15 protein-coding genes are annotated in these 16,694 nt (G+C 39.5%); all 15 read left to right on the plus strand.

The features are described 5' to 3' along the window. The first annotated feature begins 4 nt into the window (after window positions 1-4). The 15 genes from AC5KOD_RS08160 (at window position 5) to AC5KOD_RS08230 (ending at window position 16,675) form a co-directional block, all read left to right on the plus strand. Complete coding sequence (locus AC5KOD_RS08160) at window positions 5-577, plus strand: recombinase family protein (protein ID WP_496914054.1); 573 nt, start codon at window positions 5-7, stop codon at window positions 575-577. Window positions 578-593: 16 nt separating this feature from the next. After that, window positions 594-896 carry a recombinase family protein gene (locus tag AC5KOD_RS08165; RefSeq protein WP_496914055.1) on the plus strand — a complete coding sequence of 101 codons (303 nt, stop codon included), beginning with the start codon at window positions 594-596 and terminating at the stop codon, window positions 894-896. A gap of 27 nt (window positions 897-923) precedes the next feature. Then, window positions 924-1,598 carry a type II secretion system protein gene (locus AC5KOD_RS08170; RefSeq protein ID WP_496914056.1) on the plus strand — a complete coding sequence of 225 codons (675 nt, stop codon included), beginning with the start codon at window positions 924-926 and terminating at the stop codon, window positions 1,596-1,598. A 13-nt stretch (window positions 1,599-1,611) separates the two neighbouring features. After that, window positions 1,612-2,310, plus strand: a complete 699-nt coding sequence (locus tag AC5KOD_RS08175; protein WP_496914057.1) for a PulJ/GspJ family protein — start codon at window positions 1,612-1,614, stop codon at window positions 2,308-2,310. Next, window positions 2,267-4,333 carry a hypothetical protein gene (locus AC5KOD_RS08180; RefSeq protein WP_496914058.1) on the plus strand — a complete coding sequence of 689 codons (2,067 nt, stop codon included), beginning with the start codon at window positions 2,267-2,269 and terminating at the stop codon, window positions 4,331-4,333. Before AC5KOD_RS08175 ends, AC5KOD_RS08180 begins: the two co-directional genes overlap by 44 nt. A 13-nt stretch (window positions 4,334-4,346) precedes the next feature. After that, window positions 4,347-5,912 (plus strand): GspE/PulE family protein, encoded by a 1,566-nt coding sequence (locus AC5KOD_RS08185; RefSeq protein ID WP_496914059.1) that lies wholly within the window; start codon window positions 4,347-4,349, stop codon window positions 5,910-5,912. A 21-nt stretch (window positions 5,913-5,933) separates the two neighbouring features. Then, on the plus strand, window positions 5,934-7,085 hold the full coding sequence (locus AC5KOD_RS08190) for a type IV pilus twitching motility protein PilT (RefSeq protein WP_496914060.1): 1,152 nt from the start codon (window positions 5,934-5,936) through the stop codon (window positions 7,083-7,085). Beyond that, window positions 7,085-8,296, plus strand: coding sequence for a type II secretion system F family protein (locus tag AC5KOD_RS08195; RefSeq protein WP_496914061.1), 1,212 nt, complete (start codon window positions 7,085-7,087; stop codon window positions 8,294-8,296). The genes AC5KOD_RS08190 and AC5KOD_RS08195 overlap by 1 nt, the downstream gene beginning before the upstream one ends. Window positions 8,297-8,378: 82 nt before the next feature. Continuing rightward, window positions 8,379-8,891 (plus strand): pilus assembly FimT family protein, encoded by a 513-nt coding sequence (locus tag AC5KOD_RS08200; protein WP_496914062.1) that lies wholly within the window; start codon window positions 8,379-8,381, stop codon window positions 8,889-8,891. A gap of 49 nt (window positions 8,892-8,940) precedes the next feature. Further along, the gene (locus tag AC5KOD_RS08205; protein WP_496914063.1) at window positions 8,941-9,717 is read left to right on the plus strand and encodes a prepilin peptidase; all 777 of its coding nucleotides are present in this window, start codon (window positions 8,941-8,943) and stop codon (window positions 9,715-9,717) included. Between the two features lie 20 nt (window positions 9,718-9,737). Next, window positions 9,738-10,760 (plus strand): type IV pilus biogenesis protein PilM, encoded by a 1,023-nt coding sequence (pilM, locus tag AC5KOD_RS08210; protein WP_496914064.1) that lies wholly within the window; start codon window positions 9,738-9,740, stop codon window positions 10,758-10,760. A gap of 2 nt (window positions 10,761-10,762) precedes the next feature. Then, complete coding sequence (locus AC5KOD_RS08215) at window positions 10,763-11,377, plus strand: hypothetical protein (protein ID WP_496914065.1); 615 nt, start codon at window positions 10,763-10,765, stop codon at window positions 11,375-11,377. Beyond that, window positions 11,370-12,008 carry a hypothetical protein gene (locus AC5KOD_RS08220; RefSeq protein WP_496914066.1) on the plus strand — a complete coding sequence of 213 codons (639 nt, stop codon included), beginning with the start codon at window positions 11,370-11,372 and terminating at the stop codon, window positions 12,006-12,008. The genes AC5KOD_RS08215 and AC5KOD_RS08220 overlap by 8 nt, the downstream gene beginning before the upstream one ends. Before the next feature lie 24 nt (window positions 12,009-12,032). Then, window positions 12,033-16,268, plus strand: a complete 4,236-nt coding sequence (locus tag AC5KOD_RS08225) for a MucBP domain-containing protein (protein ID WP_496914067.1) — start codon at window positions 12,033-12,035, stop codon at window positions 16,266-16,268. Window positions 16,269-16,345: 77 nt separating this feature from the next. After that, window positions 16,346-16,675 carry a hypothetical protein gene (locus AC5KOD_RS08230; RefSeq protein WP_496914068.1) on the plus strand — a complete coding sequence of 110 codons (330 nt, stop codon included), beginning with the start codon at window positions 16,346-16,348 and terminating at the stop codon, window positions 16,673-16,675. The last annotated feature ends 19 nt before the right edge of the window (window positions 16,676-16,694 follow it).

A 16,694-nucleotide genomic window follows, 5' to 3' on the forward strand; every position in this document is an offset into this window, starting at 1 on the left:
AGCTATGACGGTATATGGCTATGTGAGAAAAGGATTTCCAAAAAGTGAAATTGAGCAGGTCGAAAAAATCATGCAATATAAGTGTGAGGAATTGTTTTTTGAAAATCAGTCATTATTTGAAGAAACCAAATTAAAAGAATTATTAGAGAAATTACGACCGAAGGATTATGTCATTATTCTGACATTGCAGGTATTTGGGAAAGGGCTTCGTGATTTAAAGGCAATCATGGCTTTATTTCAAGAAAAGGATATTTATATTATTAGTATCGATGATCAGGTAGATACGTCTAATGATTTGTCTTTCTATAAAGCACTCGATCTGCTATTAGAAACAGATATTGTGTGCCGAAGTGAACGGATAAAAGAAAACATTGATCTTGCTCGTCAAGGAGGGAGAGTTATTGGCCGTCCAACGATTGATGATCAAACCATAGAACAGATTGCTTTTTTATATCATGAGCAAAAATGGTCCATGCGCCAAATTGCAAGTGAATGTGGGGTATCTTTGGGAAGCGTCTATAAGTACACTCAGCAAGAAGACCGTATAAAAAAGGAAACCAAGCTAGGAGTCAACTAAGGAGGGAATGAAGGTTATGGCGATATATGGCTATGTCAGACAACTGTATCCCTTACCAACAAATGATCAGCTAAAAATTGTCTCAGATTATGATTGTGAAACAATTTTTATTGAACCCTCTAGAAGAAATGGACTACAAGGAGAATTTCAACGAATGTCTGATCAATTAATTCCAGGAGACACAATAGTAGTAGTCAATTTACATGTGTTTGGAAGTGAACTTAATACAATCAAGGGGCACCTCACACTTCTTAAAGAGAAACGTGTATTGATTATGAGCTGGAGTACTCAGGTGTTGTTAAACTATTATGATAAATGAACGTTATTATTGAAGGGGTGGTTAAGGATGTTCCAACGAAACTACCAGATCACTAAAGATGAGACTGGCTTCTCTTTAATAGAAATACTTGTTGCGGTGGTTCTTCTAGGATCGTGTTTTATGCTATTAGCCACACTGATTCATCAAAATGCGTTAGCCATTCAATTAAATAAACGAAAAGAAGAAGCCGCCTATATTCGAGAAGATATTAAGGAATGGCTACTTTATAAAAGACAAATTCAAGATGTGGCAGATTTAAATCAATATGTGTTTGTTCAAACCGACAAAAGCTTAACGGCTGAACAAGAAGCTCGGCGAGCACACTTAATCTTGGATAATACTGGGATACAAAAAGATTCAGGCTCACAGCCTTTATATGGAGAAGTAGAGATAGAAGAAACGGATAGTGAGAACTCGCGCGGTAACTTCGTTCCAAAGGTTCTCTATCACATTGATAATCCAAAATTTTTACCAACAAGACTTCAATCGGCGGCGAATCAACTCTATATTGGCGAATATGTCTATGTCTCATCGAAAAAAAAAGCGAGTGAGTTCTTAGTCGAGGTTCAAGCCAAAAAGCCTAAGGTAGACCCTCATTACAATTCTCGAACAAATGGGATTGATTTAACCATCCTGATTTATGACAAAAAGACGGGGAGTTTGTTGACGTCAACGGTATTGAATTGGGTAGTGGAGGGGTGAGGAGATGAGAAAGATGACGGTACTCAAAAATGAAGAGGGCTTGAGCTTGATAGAAGTCTTAGGGGCGTTGGCTATTTTCGGTTTAGTCGCGACCTTGCTTTCAAGTATCTTGTTTAGTATTTCTAAAGCCTCTACGATTCAAGGTCAACAGGTGGAGTATCAACAAACAGCCAATTTGATGATTGCGCATATCGAAAAAATTAATCGAAATTCAGCTATTTATAAAGAGGCCAATTATTTTGGCAAATTTGATCCGACAGTCAATTGGAAGGAAGCACACATCATTAAATTAACGGATGGTGATCCGTCAGCACCGAAGACAAACACCCCGTCAGAAGACGGACTCAATCCGATTTTTCTGACTGATATCAATGATAATAATAACTTGAAAGCGGAAGCTTATCAGATAAAAGATCGTGCCGTAAAAATTAAAGTGTTGTTACAAAAAAATGAGTATGAAGCGAGAAAAACAAAATATGGTATGTCAAGTTACCGTGATACTTTTACGATTCAAACAAGTGGCATCATTTTATTTTATAAAGAGTCCATCAATTTTACCCCTTTTTATAGTAGCGATGGGACATGGGATATGGACGCCTTACTAACAGATACACGTACTAAAGATAAGATTCAGTATAGCCGTAAATTTGTGAGTAGTTATCGAGACGATGAAAAAGCGAAGGGAGACACGCCGGGCAATGGTAGGTGGTAAAGCAAAAGAAGAATCAGGATATGCCTTAATTTACGCTTTAGGGGCGATTATCTTAGCAAGTGTGATTGTAGGGGCGATCTTTCTGTTTGCGATGCGGGCTTTTTCTCAAATTGATCGGGTAGATAAATTCAAGCAAAGCAAGGATGTCGGAGAGTATGCCATGCAAAAGGGCACCCAGAAAATTAAAGAGACACTGGAAGAAAAGTTGGCAGTAACCATTGTGACCCAATCATTAGGAAGTGATGAAAAGAAACTAAAGAGTCTGGTGGCTAATTGGATTTTGCCGTCAACAGTGAGTGATATAACTGACACCAATGTTGGCTCAGAGCAACAATTTTCCTATAAGGTTATCTATGATCCAAGCCAGATGACTGCCAGTAAAATTGATCCATATGAATTAGGTGGCGGCTCAGGAGGCTTTGGTTGGGCGAAATCGAGTTATGAAATAGGAGATACTCGGACGAATATTCAACTTGTTTTTCCGTTAACCGTTGAGGTCACAGAGACGCACAAGGGCCGTGAGTCAACGTCTAAAATCAGTTCCAATTATCTGTATGAGATACAGTGGGAGCAAGTGGATTCTGATGAAACGATTCAAGAAATGGATACCTGGCGAAATGTGTTTTATTCCTATTATTTACCAAGTGGCAGCAAGTATCTGTCTGCAGATGAATGGTTGAAGAAAATGATGCAGCTTGAGACGTATCAGGAGGGGCTTGAAAAGGGCTTTGATTATGGCAGCTACACAAGTCAAAAGAGTCCTCTTTATGGGGATTATCCGTCACACATTGTGGATATAACAGATGGAGCCCCCTTGGATTTTACGACAGGTACTAAAAAAATCGGCACCTTACGCTTTGCTGGGTCATTTTTGGTTAGATATGGGCCACAAATGACAGGTAATACCGGGAGTTCACTTCAAACGGGCAATCTACTGTCTCTAAGAAACACCACGACGAATCCACAGCAGGCGAGTTTTATTCAAGTTGAGTCAGTTAAGGCGGCAACAGGCACCTTTATTGAGCTGGATGTCCCAAAGTCGAGCTTAGTGATTGATGTGCCAGATTTTCAAACAACTAACCTATTGATCAACGGAACTCATACGGAAAGTAAGGCGAAATCAACACAAGGTGTGTTGTTTTCAAAGGGCCAGCTAAGTATTGACAATCAAGTAGAGGCGAATAGTCTTTCTTTTGCTCAGTACGCTTCAAGCGCCTTAGCACAAGATCCAAAGGCGACTAATTGGAACGACTTTCTCAAAGGAGGGATGGTGGTTTCTAGTGGCAGTTTATATGCTGGACCAGTGAGTCAAAGTGGGATTAGTTCAACCGTGAATGATGCTCGAACAATTGAGGTGGAAGGAAATTTTCTTTTGACAAATGTGTTAATGAAAAAAGATTCTGACAGCATTAATTTTACTTACTTTGCTAAAAATAAACCTGAGACACCGTCAAGTATCATTTTAGAGGGGCCTAATACAAGTTTAGCTGTCAAAGGCGTTAGTTTTATAGATTCTGTCAAAACGTCGCGGAGACAGTCTTATAGTGAATACCCTAAAGATAAAACAGGTCTATCAATTGATACCAAAGAATTTACTCACTTTTACGATGATGAGGCGTACTGGAATCAAATTATCTTAAAAGAAGGAAGTAAAATAGAGCTGGGCTATACCGGAGTTGAGCCGTTTCACTTAGAAGTAGGGAAGAAGTCCTATTTATCACTGAAGCTATTACCTGATAATTTACTCTTTGATCCTCTCTTTTTGGAAGAAATGGTAAGTAAAGGACAGTTAAAAGGTCGGGTGATTTTACAGCCCTATAGTGAAGCAGATGCCACTTCTTTGGCAACGGACTTGAAGCGAAGAGGTCTACCAATTACGACTGTGGCTGACCTAACAACTGCCAAGGAAAGTCATTCTCTAGAAGGAAAAGTAGTGTTGGTGAAGCCGACGAAAACAACGAATAAAGGGGCCAGTGAGATCATTAATCGGACCTTTGATTATGTGGAAAGTCTTGAGTATTAGAGGAGGGAAGCAAGTGAGTCAGAGAGTGTCCACTAAAAGTGGTAAGTCATCTAAAAGAAGAAAAAGAGGCTCGACTAGCCAGTCTGAAACGACTCAGGTTCAAGACGTGTTCAACGCTTCTTTAGATAAGCATTTATTAGAATTAATTCCTCGGAGTTTTGCGAAACAATACAACGTTTTTCCGTTAAAAAGAGAAGAGGATCGACTCACAGTAGCCATGAGTCAGCCCAAAGATTTTTCAGTGTTGAATGAATTGCGACTCATTACGGGACTTGTGATTAACCCTGTACAAGCCGATCAGAGCGACATCCAACAGCTGATTGTCCGTGACTATCCTTCTGATTTAAATATTGATACCTTGTTTGCCGGTCAAGAATTCGCCCCAACAATGGCTGAGCCAACAGGGCCTGTTAATGAGGACTCCCCTGTGATTAAAACGGTGACGACTTTATTACAAGAAGCGGTTGATAGACGGGCCAGTGACATTCATTTTGATCCTCAGGAAACGTACTTGGTTGTTCGGATACGCGTGGATGGCGAGATGCGCGAATTGAAACGATTGCCTAAAAATAGTCAACAGGCGGTTACCTCGCGACTGAAAATAATATCTTCATTAGACATCACTGAAACTCGTCTGCCTCAAGATGGCCGGGCAATGTTGACAAATAGTGGGCGCGTAGTTGATTTACGGGTCTCAATTTTACCGACCATTCATGGGGAGAAAATTGTGATTCGGATTCTTGATCGCTCAATTGGGATTCGTAGCTTGGATGAATTTAAGTTTGAGGCGACCCTGCTTCAAAACTTCCGAAAATTATTGACGCAGCCTCACGGGATTATTTTAGTGACTGGGCCAACAGGATCGGGAAAGTCTTCGACCCTTTATGCGGCTTTACAGGAGTTGAATCGACCAGATGTTAATATCATTACGGTTGAAGATCCTGTTGAGTTTCAATTGGAAGGCATTAATCAAGTGGCGGTTAACAGCAGCATTGGGCTAACTTTTGCTAGCGGGTTAAGAAGTATTTTGCGGCAAGACCCCAATATTGTGATGGTCGGCGAAATTCGAGATAAGGAAACAGCTGAAATTGCGATTCGTGCGTCTATGACCGGTCATTTGGTCTTGTCTACCCTTCATACGAATGATTCAGTTGGAACTATCAATCGATTAATTGATATGGAAGTGGACAGTTTTTTAGTGGCCAATGCGTTGGAAGGCGTATTGGCTCAACGGTTAGTGAAGAAGGTTTGCACCAGTTGCCAGACTAAAACAGCTGTCACGGAACAGGAACGGATCTTTTTAGAGGAACATGGTCATTTTGACACGACGTTGATGAAGGGAAAAGGCTGTGCCAAATGTGGCTACACCGGTTATCAAGGACGACTTGCGATTCAAGAATTGTTGATGATGACAGCTGAACTACGCCGAATGGTGACAAATCAGGCAACGAATGATGAGTTAGTTGCCTATGTCGAGCAACAAAACATGACTTTTTTAATTAATGATGGTTTGGAGAAAGTCATGGCTGGTGAAACCACGGTGGAAGAATTATTGAAAGTAGTGGCGGAAGAGGCGTAAAAAGAACAGGAGTGTGAGCAAATGAGTGAGACTCGCTCAAAAAAACAGTCACGAAGGAGAAGCCGAAGTAATAACGAGGCCTTATTTCTTTCCCCTACCCCGGATGAATTATTGGTTAGAAACGACGCTCAACGCCTAATTGAGAGCTGGTTAAGGTTAGCGGTTGAACAACGTGTTTCGGACATTCACCTCGTAGAGGGGTTACCCCCGATGTTTCGCCTTCATGGAAATTTACAAGGGATTGAAGGGACAGAGACTCTCTATTCGAAAGACATTGAAGCGATGGGACAAGTGATTTGTACACCCAAGCAATGGCAGGATTTTAAGGAAATGGGAGAAGTCGATTTAGCTTATGAGCTGAAAGACATTAGCCGTTTTCGGGTAAATGTTTTTCGGCAAATGGACACAGTGGCAATCGCGTTACGACAGATTCCCATTGACATCCCTAATCTTAATTCATTAGGGATGCCTGAGGTGTTGCGGAGTATGATTCAAAAGAATCAAGGCTTATTTTTAGTGACAGGACCGACAGGCTCTGGTAAATCCACGACCTTAGCGGCGATGCTTGATTATTTAAATGAAACGAAAAAGACGCACATTTTAACACTAGAAGATCCAGTGGAATATCTCCATAAGCACAAAAAAAGCATCATTTCTCAACGCGAAATCGGCCGTGATACGGTGTCTTTTGCCAATGGCTTAAGAGCCGCGTTACGTCAGGATCCAGATGTTATTTTAGTGGGCGAAATGCGTGACTTCGATACTATTTCAATTGCTTTGACAGCGGCTGAAACAGGTCACTTAGTCTTAGGAACCTTGCATACCTCCAGTGCGCCTTCCACGATTGAGCGAATTGTGGATGTTTTTCCAGCGGAGCAGCAATCACAAGTGCGTACGCAATTAGCAGGGGCGTTAGTGGGAATTTTGTCACAACGGTTATTGCCGACGAGAGATGGAACAGGACGGGTGGCAGCGACTGAGATGTTGGTAAATTCTAAAGGGATTGCCAGTATTATCCGTTCAGGCAAAACCCATCAAATCACCAACATGTTATTGATGGGGAAATCAGAAGGCATGCATACCATGAGCGCCTCTGTTACACAGCTTTCTCAAGCAGGGAGAGTGGATGCAGATGTGGCTTCTAGTCTGTTAGAAGATGGAGGTGAGGTGTAATGGCCACTTTTGCCTATCAAGGAAAACGATACTCCGGTGAAACTGCTCGAGGGACGATTCAAGCGAGTTCTGCGCTAGAGGCAAGCCAGCAATTAAAGAAAAAGCATATCAAGCCATTATCTGTGATCGAGCAAGAAGCTACGCTTGCGAATAAAGAAATTAATCTTTTTTCTAAGGTCAAGCCTAAATTATTAGTAGGCTACTTACAACAGTTTTCGACGTTGATTAATGCGGGGATTACGGTGCTAGATGCCTCGAAGATGTTAGAAGAACAGCAACGAGATAAAACGTTTAAAAAAGTCTTGGTGGAGGTAACAGAGGAGTTAGAAAGTGGTTCGACACTATCAGACTGTTATAGAAAACATACGAATGCTTTTCCTCCTTTGTTGATTAATGTCATAGCCGTAGCAGAAATCTCTGGTTCATTGGAGAGTAATTTAAAGAAGATGGCAGATTATTATGAAAAATCATCTGCCAATCGTAGCAGTGTGATTACAGCGATGATCTATCCGATTATGATGTTGATCGCATCGGTGGCCGTTGGAATCTTTCTAATGGTTTCAATTGTGCCGATGTTTGTGACGGTGTTTGATAGTTTTGAAGCAGAATTGCCAGCGATCACTAAAATGACCATGGGAATTAGTGAGTTTTTACAGACTAAAGGACTCGTGATAGTGGTGGTGATAGTTCTAATTTGGTTGGGGTTATTTATTGGCAAACGAAATGCAGTGTTTCGGTTGAAATATGATTTGGTGATGTTGAGGATACCAGGCTTTGGTGAATTGATCCAAAAGAGTAATTTTTCGGTATTTATGACCACTCTTTCTTCATTACTCTCTAGTTCTGTGCCGATGGTAAGAGCGCTTGACATGAGTAGTGATGTGGTCAGTAATACGTATATCAAGCAGATGGTTCAGGAATGTGAAGTAGAGGTATCTCAAGGAGGACGACTTAGCGCTATCTTCTCAAAAAGCTCCGCTGTTCCGTTATTAGCGACACAAATGGTCAAGGTGGGAGAGAGTACCGGCTCATTGGAAGATATGCTTGAAAAGCTAAGTATTATTTATGAAAAAGAAGTAGACGAATCGTCTAAACGAATTAAGACCATCATAGAACCATTAGTTTTGTTGTTGATATGTGGGATAGTTGGTTTTATTGTAGCAGCGATTATGTTGCCGATGTTTGCGATGTATGGAGCGATTCAAGGTTAGAGCAGTAATAAAAGGAGTTATTAACTAGAAACCTAGACTTCTAGCTAATATAGATAAAAAAGAATTTCAGGAGGATGAAAGAATGACAAATGTTGTGACGTTACAAGAAAGAAAAGAAAGTAGATTGACTAGTATATTAAATGATGAGCGAGGGTTAACAATGGTTGAGTTACTAGCAACTGTGGTTATTTTGGCGATTATTATGGGAGTTGGAGCATTAGCAATTGGTCAGGTGATACAAAATTCGAGAGAAGATGCTGCTGTATCAGAACTTCAGAATGCTTACACTGCGGCTAAATTATATCAATCTAGTACTTTAGGTACTAACAAAGACAAGTTTGATTTAGCAGATTTAGTAACTTCCAAAAACTTCGAAGTTGGTAATGAAACAATTTGGGGAAAAGATCCCGCAACAAGAACTACTAATCAAAAGAAAGTAGTTTTCAATGTAGATGCAGATGGTACATTAACAATGACGGTTGGTGCTTCGGCAATTTTGGCAGGCACTAAAACTAATAAAGGAACAGCAACTACAGCATTGACAAGTACAAAAGTAGCGACTTTAACAAGAACTGAACTTGGATTTGCTAAGTAATTTATTATATTAATTTTGTTGCCACTTGAAATAAGATAGGAGTTTTTTTATGAGCGTGTTAGGACTGGTTCCGAAAATAATTATATATCTATACATCTTCATTATAGGAATGTGTCTAGGCTCCTTTTTCATGGTGGTAGGCTATCGTGTACCCAAAAAGGAAACTTTGACTGGCCGTTCGCATTGTGATCATTGTGGGCATCAATTAAAGGCTTGGCAATTGATTCCTGGTGTTTCCTATTTACTATTAAAAGGCAAATGCTATTACTGTGCTTCAAAGATTGGTGGTTATTCACCACTCTTTGAAGTCTTAACAGGGGTACTGTTTGTGATGTCAGCTGTTTTGTTACAGCTGACATCAGAGACACTTGTTAGTATGACATTATTCTCGTTGTTGCTAATCATTAGTGTATCTGACATTCAATATCGACTAATTCCTAACAAAGTGTTATTGCCATTTTTTATACTGGCTCTGATTGAACGCTTTTTGATTCCTCAAAATGGGTATTGGTGGTACCCTTTTGCGGGTTTTCTTGTGGGATTTCTTCCATTGTTCTTGTTAACGTTGATTAAGGAACAAGCAATGGGTGGGGGAGATATTAAATTATTCGCTGTTATTGGTATTTTTGTGGGTCCTTTACAGGTATTAGTCATTTTATTTGTGGCATCATTAGTGGCACTTCTTTTCTATTTAGGACTCTTTCTTGTAAAGAAAACCAACTCAAAAGTTGTTCCCTTTGGGCCATTTATTGCGATTGGGACCGTGATCGTTTATCAATATACGACAGGACAATATCACCAATTAATAGAGTTATTAGTTAGATGAGATAAAGGTGGGTAAATAGTATGCTGAAAAAGAAAAGGCGTCACGGCATTGGGATTGATATAGAAAAAAATGTCATACGCTATTGTGTATCAAAAGGGAATAAATGGAGTTACGGCGAAATTGTTAATAATGGCTCTTTTTTTAAGGGGGACAAATTGCGAAATTCGGAGCAGTTTGTGAATTCGTTGAAAGAGATTTATCGTAAAACGCGCATGAGGCAGTCGGATATGGTGATCGCAACCCCTAATTCTAAATTGTTGATTAGGCAGGTCCCTGTTCAAGAGAAACAATCAGAAAAAGAAGTCAGAGAGTATTTGTTTTTTGAATTAGGCGAGTCCATTGCGTTGCCATTTGAGCAACCAATATTTGATTTATTGGTCTATCAACATGGGGAAATTAAAAAGTCAAGAAAGAAAAAAAAGCGGTCACCGGATAAGATCAAAAATATCCTAGTGAAAAAGCAACAATTTGTTATTGATGGAAATGTATCTATCATTGTGACGTCAGAACCATTTTTAGAAAAGATTGGCGATACTATTGAGAAAAGCGGCGGACAATTAATCGGTGTGGATGCTAGTTCTTTGTCTTACGGAAGAGTGTTTCAAAAGCGGATTAATTGGTCAGAAACCTTTTTGTTGGTGGAGTTAAATGGTGGAGCTGCGACGATTACTATTTTTGAAAAAAATGTCCCTGTTTATGTTCAATATGACAATTATAATCAAGTGAACTGGAAATATATCGAAAAAAGTGGTTCTGTCAAGATAGAATTTTCGACAGAGAGTGAGTTAGAAGCACTAGATTCATTAGGGATGACTATTCAAAATTTGGTTGACTATTTTACAACAGAACTGGCTTTCGGAAAAGAAGTATCTCAAATTTATTTAGTTGGTGGACACCCACTGTTAAGTAAGGAAGCAGAATCCATCATTCAAAATCGAACTGACTTACCTGTTAAAGCGTTAAATTCCCCTCTTAAAAATGGTCAAGAGACGATTCCAGAGCGATTCTTGCTGGCAGCAGGATTAGCCATGAAAGAGGTTTAAGTATGAATATAAATCTGTTACCAGATAAATTTATAAAAAATAGAGCAATGGATATTATTTTAATTGGAACAGCGTTCTCGGCCGTTATTGTCATCGTTGCCCTCATTTTGTTTTTCTTGTTCTATCAATTGACTGTCACTGCTTATACAGGTGATGTCACGACTAAACGGATGGAAAAGGTCCGATTGGAGAAAACAACTAAGCGTTTAGAGGATTCCCAATTAGTTGAGTTACAGGGAGCAGTTTCGGAGTTGAAGCAGGAGCAAATCTTAGCGACCTCAGTCATGAAAGCCTTCAGTGAGACTGCCAAAGAGGTTGAGGTAACCTTGTTATCTTACGAGTTATTACTAGACGGAGGTCAGGATCAACTGAATCAGGAGCTGTTAGCTGGTGATGGCTCAAAATTATTTCCTAGCCTGACGATTAAGGTAAGAGGGGACTTTTATAATGGTGGCGTTAGATTTAAAGAAGCCATAGAAAAGCTTGAGTGGGTTTATGATTGTAAGCCAATCTCACTGACAAAAGAGGCGGATTTTGCAGAATCAGATTATACTATTCGTCTAAAAAAAGAGGGCTTACCGATGATAACTAGATTGGAGAATCAACCAAATGACTAAAATTTCATTTTCTAGAAAACATATGATGGTCTTAGCTTTGCTTGCTATTTCATTGATTGGATTTGCGTTGATTTTCTGGGGAATACTCATTCAGCCAAAAGCTGCCAAAGTAACAGAACTAAAAAAGCAAGTGAGTACGTTGACAGCTGAAATTCAAACCGAGCAGGCGAAGGCCGATAAGCTAAAGAACTTACCGGCGTTATTGGAAACGACCTTGGTGACGGAGGTACCAATCATTCCAAATGGCATGATGTTGGCAGATTATTTTCAAGGATTAGCTAAAAATAATAGTGTGTCTATTCAACATATGACCTTCGAAGATAAGCCGGTCTTTCCTGTCACAGATGTCACTTCCGAAAATGCGAGCATGAGTGAGCATCAAATTAGAAATTTGGTTATGAGTTTTGATGTTATAAGTGGAAGTGAAGTTAACTTGTTGAGCTTTATCGAAAAGTTGGAGAACGATCGTCGGTTTACAAAAGTGACACAAGTCAACTACCGTCACAACCCGGATTCGGCAGGAGAAGAGAGCTTTAGCTATTCTTCGACAATCAATTTGAGTATGTATTATCTATCAACATATGAAACTGGGAAAGCATTAGCTGTTAATGAAGAAGAGGCGAAAAAATAGGAGTGAACGAAAGAGGCGAGTTGGGTGAAAAGGAGAATTAGGAAAAAAGGGAAAGCTACAAGTGTTGAGCTGTTGAAAACAATTGATACGATCTTGAGTGGGAAGGAGACAGGGAAAATCAAGAAACGAGAAACTACAAAGAACTATTCCCTTCTAACGTTTAAACTGGTCCTTCTGTTTAGTATTTTCATGGGAATTTATTTTGTCTTAAGTAAGAGTGAAGAAGAACTGGAGGCTCATCCGATAACAAGCATTACGGTAGATTCAACGAATGCGACAAAGAAATTTCCAATAGGAATTGATGCGACAAAGCTAGTTGAACCGTCCTTGGTTGGGAATCCAACTTATAATGGGTACGTTCAAGGCAACGAAAAAATAAAGAACTACGTCAAGAATCGTTATTATACAAATAGTGTTTCTCCTTTATCTGAAAGATACAGTGACATAGTTTCACTGCCTAACAATAAGAAAATAGTCATCGGGAGTGAATCAAGTTACTCGGTAACGGCTGGACTGAATTATAGCTCTAATTCATATGTTGCCATTCTAGATAGTAGTGGGAAGGAAGAGAGTAGACAGTATTTTGAACCGCCGTTAAATACTAATGGCTTAGCGGCAATAAATACGTTAGTTTACAGTAGAATTGTAAAACGTGGTAGTAATTATGTCGCTTGGTATGATAAACCATCAGCCAATGCATTTGCAGTAGTGACAATCAACCAGAATGGAACAATCATTAGTAAGAAAAATATTGAAAAAAAGGTTAATTTGATTGGTGGAAGATGGTTAGCAAGTATTGATTCTTTTAATGGTCAGTGGTTCGCACCAAACGGTCATCATTATACAAGTATGATTAGTGACGCCAATTGGGCAAAAGACGTTCTTCTTCTCTACAATTTTAATGCTAATTTAGATGGTTTTTCTGATTATTCAGTTTTGGCACTTCCAAATCTTGCAACAGTCAATCCTGCTTGGGGACAAACGTCCACTGACTTTTATAGCGCGTCTCATGTTTATAAGTCCCCTGCTGGTTATGCGTTAATACTGGATGTTACTGCGAAAAATGTTCACAAAAGTTCCCTGGGTTTGTGGAATACTAGTGGTGGGTTGAAGGCCAATCTACTAGCTGGAAAAAGTGTTATCTTTCAAAAAGCAATTTCTGATGTAAAGAACCAGTATATTACTTATGAGGATGGCAAAAATTTAATTTTTGCAAAAATTAATTATTCAACTTGGAATATTGACACTGTAAAAAAGTTTCCTAAAAACAGCAAATTAACATTCGTCCCAAGTCAAGATGATCCAAAAAAGATTTCTTTTTTTGGTACGATGGACACGTTTGATGGGGAGTTTTTAGGTAGAGGTAGTGCCCATTCTATTGTACTAGGTGAGGTGTTAGCTTCTAATTTTTCATTGTCAACATTTTCAGCTATCAAAGTGGGCTTTAACATTGAATTTACCTCAATGCTTTCTGATAATAATCAAGTGATACTTGTCGGTCAGCAAAATGAAAAAACTAATGTTACAGAATTAGTGAGTGGAAGCTATCATCCCAAACTGAAAAATTCTTATTCCCATGACTTTGCAGCTTCTCTAAAAAGAGACGATGATTTTGCGTCAGCTATCAAAGTGACGAATGGGCTGGTTATTGACACTGCGAAGACTAAGGCTCAGATTGAAAAACACCTCTTATCGGGGGTAAGTGTTTATGATACGTATGAGCTATCCCCGAATAATATTTCGGGCCAAAAGACACAAGCCTGGTTGAACGCAAGAATTAATCGAAATCCCAATTTACTGGCTTATGACGCTACTGGTAATACGATTTCCTCTCAGGGAGCGATTGATTGGAATGCATTGGGATATCAGAGTTATACAAAGATAGGGCCTCAACAAGTGACCTATTTTATTACAGATAGTCAAAAGCAGAAAACCACGGCTTCCAGATGGGTGAATAATGTTGATGATAAAACAGCTTACAATGCAAAATTCGCAATTCGAGCTGAGAATTTTGATATCCCAATCAACAGTGTGACTAGCCTAGATCCTGTAAGTGCTAAAAAGAAAGCAGGTATTTTTGCGTGGAACTTAACTGACGGAACAACCATAGATAATGGAACTACAGCTAAGAATGCTGTAACAGTCAATGCAACAGAGTTGAATGCCATTAAAGGAGCGAAAGCCAAATATGATGCCTTAACCAGTGTAGGACAAGCAAAAGAATTTACTAAGGATTTTTCTGATATTTTGAAACCATATCCATTGACCTTGACTTATCAGGGGGTCACAAGAAAAATCACTGTTTTTGTGACAGGACCAACCACTCAAGTGGATAAAGCAAAAAATCTTGTCTTGTATGCCGATAATTTCAGATATCCACTGGAACAGGCTTCGGCAATAACAGATGCAAAAGTCCTTTCTTTAAGTCATTCTGCAACGTATTCGTATGATCATAATTGGGCATTAGCGGGACAAACAGCGGCAACGAAATTAGCTAATACAGGATATAAAACCAATATAACGGATGCTCATCAATCAGGAGCGAATGAACATTTAACGGGTTTGAAAAATGCTAAAAAAGCAATGGACTATACCATGAAATATCGGTATACCCGAGGGGCAAATGTTGTGCTAAATAGTTTGGCAAAAGCCCAACTCTATCAATCGAAATTTAAAATTACTGAGAAATACGTCGATCAAAGTGGCGCGTCAATCAAAGCAGATACCTTTATGACCATAGATATTGGGGCAAGTTATTCGAAAACCTTCCCAGACGCACCATCTGGTTATGTGATAAAAGGGTATCAGATTGATGGAGGGGCAGAAAAAGCGGCCACAGGCACGACGAAAGTGACGATTGCCCCAGTGAAGAAAAACTATACTGTGACGTATATCTATCAAAGACAGTGGAAAGTAACGGAGCGGTATGTGGATCAGAACGGTGTGAAGATCAAAGACAAAGACGCAACGTCAGTGATCCTGAACGATGGAGCAAGTTACTCTAAAACCTTCCCAGCCGCACCATCCGGTTATGTGATAAAAGGGTATCAGATTGATGGAGGGGCAGAAAAAGCGGCCACAGGCACGACGAAAGTGACGATTGCCCCAGTGACGAAAGATCAGACCGTGACGTATATCTATCAAAGACAGTGGAAAATAACAGAGAAGTATGTGGATCAAAACGGTGTGAAGATCAAAGACAAAGACGCAACGTCAGTAACCCTGAGCGATGGAGCAAGTTACTCTAAAACCTTCCCAGCCGCACCAGCCGGTTATGTGATAAAAGGGTATCAGATAGAGAACGAGCCAGAAAAAGCGGCGATCGGAACAACAAAAGTGTCAATCGCGTCAGTGCAGAAAAACTATACTGTAACATATGTCTATCAGAAGCAGTGGAAGATAACGGAGAAGTATATCGATCAAAGAGGGACTACCGTCAAGGCGGATACCTCAGTCACCCTGAATGATGGGTTAGGTTATTCGAAAACTTTCCCAGCAGCCTCAACAGGCTACAGTATTAAAGGGTATCAGATCGACGGTGGAGCAAAAATAGCTGCAACGGGAAGCACGAAAGTGTCAATCGCCTCAGTGAAGAAAGACTACACTGTGACGTATGTTTACCACAGAATGGCAACGACATTTAATATTCGGCAAATTGTGTTGGAGCCAACAAGTAAAGTAGAAATTCCGACACAAGGAACTGTCAAGATTCAACGTGGTTCGAACTTAGAGAATAAGGTAACGAAAAAAATCGAATCAGGCTTAAATAGTTCACCATCGAAGTTTACACCAATTGAAATGCTGTTAGAGGCTGAAAAAGAAATTTTTACTGTAACACCAACTAGTTTAGGTCTTTATAAAGTGGTCGGTCATGTATTAACTACTGAAAATAAGGAGCATAAGGAGACTGAGATCGCTCAAGGGAAAATCTCTATAGACACCAGTCGCAGCCTTGAATTTTGGTTAACAGTTTATGTGAAACCAGAGTTAAATACTTCTGTTTTCCTTTCGATGGTTAACGACAAGTTGCATGTTTATTATTCTAATATAAACTCTTTTACTGTTTATATTGATGGCGAGAAATATAAAAGCTTCACCGGACTGAATAATTCGCTGGTGATGGAGACAGAAATCTTAGCGATACCTTTAGATCAAGCTCGTAATAAAATAACTGTGAAGTATGAAGATGGAAGTGGTAACAAGCATGACGCAATTTGGAATGATAAGCATGACTGGAATATTGTAACACCTAAAAAATAAAGAGTAGCGGTGGTAGCTGGTCTTCATGCTTTCATGAGGACCAGCTGTCCATTAGTATCAAGTAAAGGGGTAGAAGTATGCTAAAAATAACAGATATTAAGCTCAGTGATACGATGATCTTAAATGGTGGAAAATTTATTTTAGTGAGCCTCTCGCCTATCTATACAGAAGAGGTCGAAAATAATGGTGAGTCGTTGAGAGCTGGAACAAAAATGATAGTCGCATTATCTGCTCATCAATTGAAAAAAATTGAGGTAATCATTGAAGATAGTGTCGTTTGTTCCTCCTTTAATGATTTAGAGCTGGCTGAAGTTAGTTTTAGTGATTTTACAGGATGGTTTATTTTTCAAGAGGAGCGGACTGACTATACATTTACTGCAACAGCTAGCCGGTTTAAATTGATATAAGATCAATATTGGTGGAGAA

It is taken from the genome of Vagococcus sp. WN80Y, from assembly GCF_059621045.1.

Bases quoted from the DNA above. Each gene is read 5' to 3' on its own strand.
- AC5KOD_RS08160 (WP_496914054.1), top strand. From the start codon at position 5: ATGACGGTATATGGCTATGTGAGAAAAGGATTTCCAAAAAGTGAAATT.
- AC5KOD_RS08165 (WP_496914055.1), top strand. From the start codon at position 594: ATGGCGATATATGGCTATGTCAGACAACTGTATCCCTTACCAACAAAT.
- AC5KOD_RS08170 (WP_496914056.1), top strand. From the start codon at position 924: ATGTTCCAACGAAACTACCAGATCACTAAAGATGAGACTGGCTTCTCT.
- AC5KOD_RS08175 (WP_496914057.1), top strand. From the start codon at position 1,612: ATGACGGTACTCAAAAATGAAGAGGGCTTGAGCTTGATAGAAGTCTTA.
- AC5KOD_RS08180 (WP_496914058.1), top strand. From the start codon at position 2,267: ATGAAAAAGCGAAGGGAGACACGCCGGGCAATGGTAGGTGGTAAAGCA.
- AC5KOD_RS08190 (WP_496914060.1), top strand. From the start codon at position 5,934: ATGAGTGAGACTCGCTCAAAAAAACAGTCACGAAGGAGAAGCCGAAGT.
- AC5KOD_RS08195 (WP_496914061.1), top strand. From the start codon at position 7,085: ATGGCCACTTTTGCCTATCAAGGAAAACGATACTCCGGTGAAACTGCT.
- AC5KOD_RS08200 (WP_496914062.1), top strand. From the start codon at position 8,379: ATGACAAATGTTGTGACGTTACAAGAAAGAAAAGAAAGTAGATTGACT.
- AC5KOD_RS08205 (WP_496914063.1), top strand. From the start codon at position 8,941: ATGAGCGTGTTAGGACTGGTTCCGAAAATAATTATATATCTATACATC.
- pilM (WP_496914064.1), top strand. From the start codon at position 9,738: ATGCTGAAAAAGAAAAGGCGTCACGGCATTGGGATTGATATAGAAAAA.
- AC5KOD_RS08215 (WP_496914065.1), top strand. From the start codon at position 10,763: ATGAATATAAATCTGTTACCAGATAAATTTATAAAAAATAGAGCAATG.
- AC5KOD_RS08220 (WP_496914066.1), top strand. From the start codon at position 11,370: ATGACTAAAATTTCATTTTCTAGAAAACATATGATGGTCTTAGCTTTG.
- AC5KOD_RS08230 (WP_496914068.1), top strand. From the start codon at position 16,346: ATGCTAAAAATAACAGATATTAAGCTCAGTGATACGATGATCTTAAAT.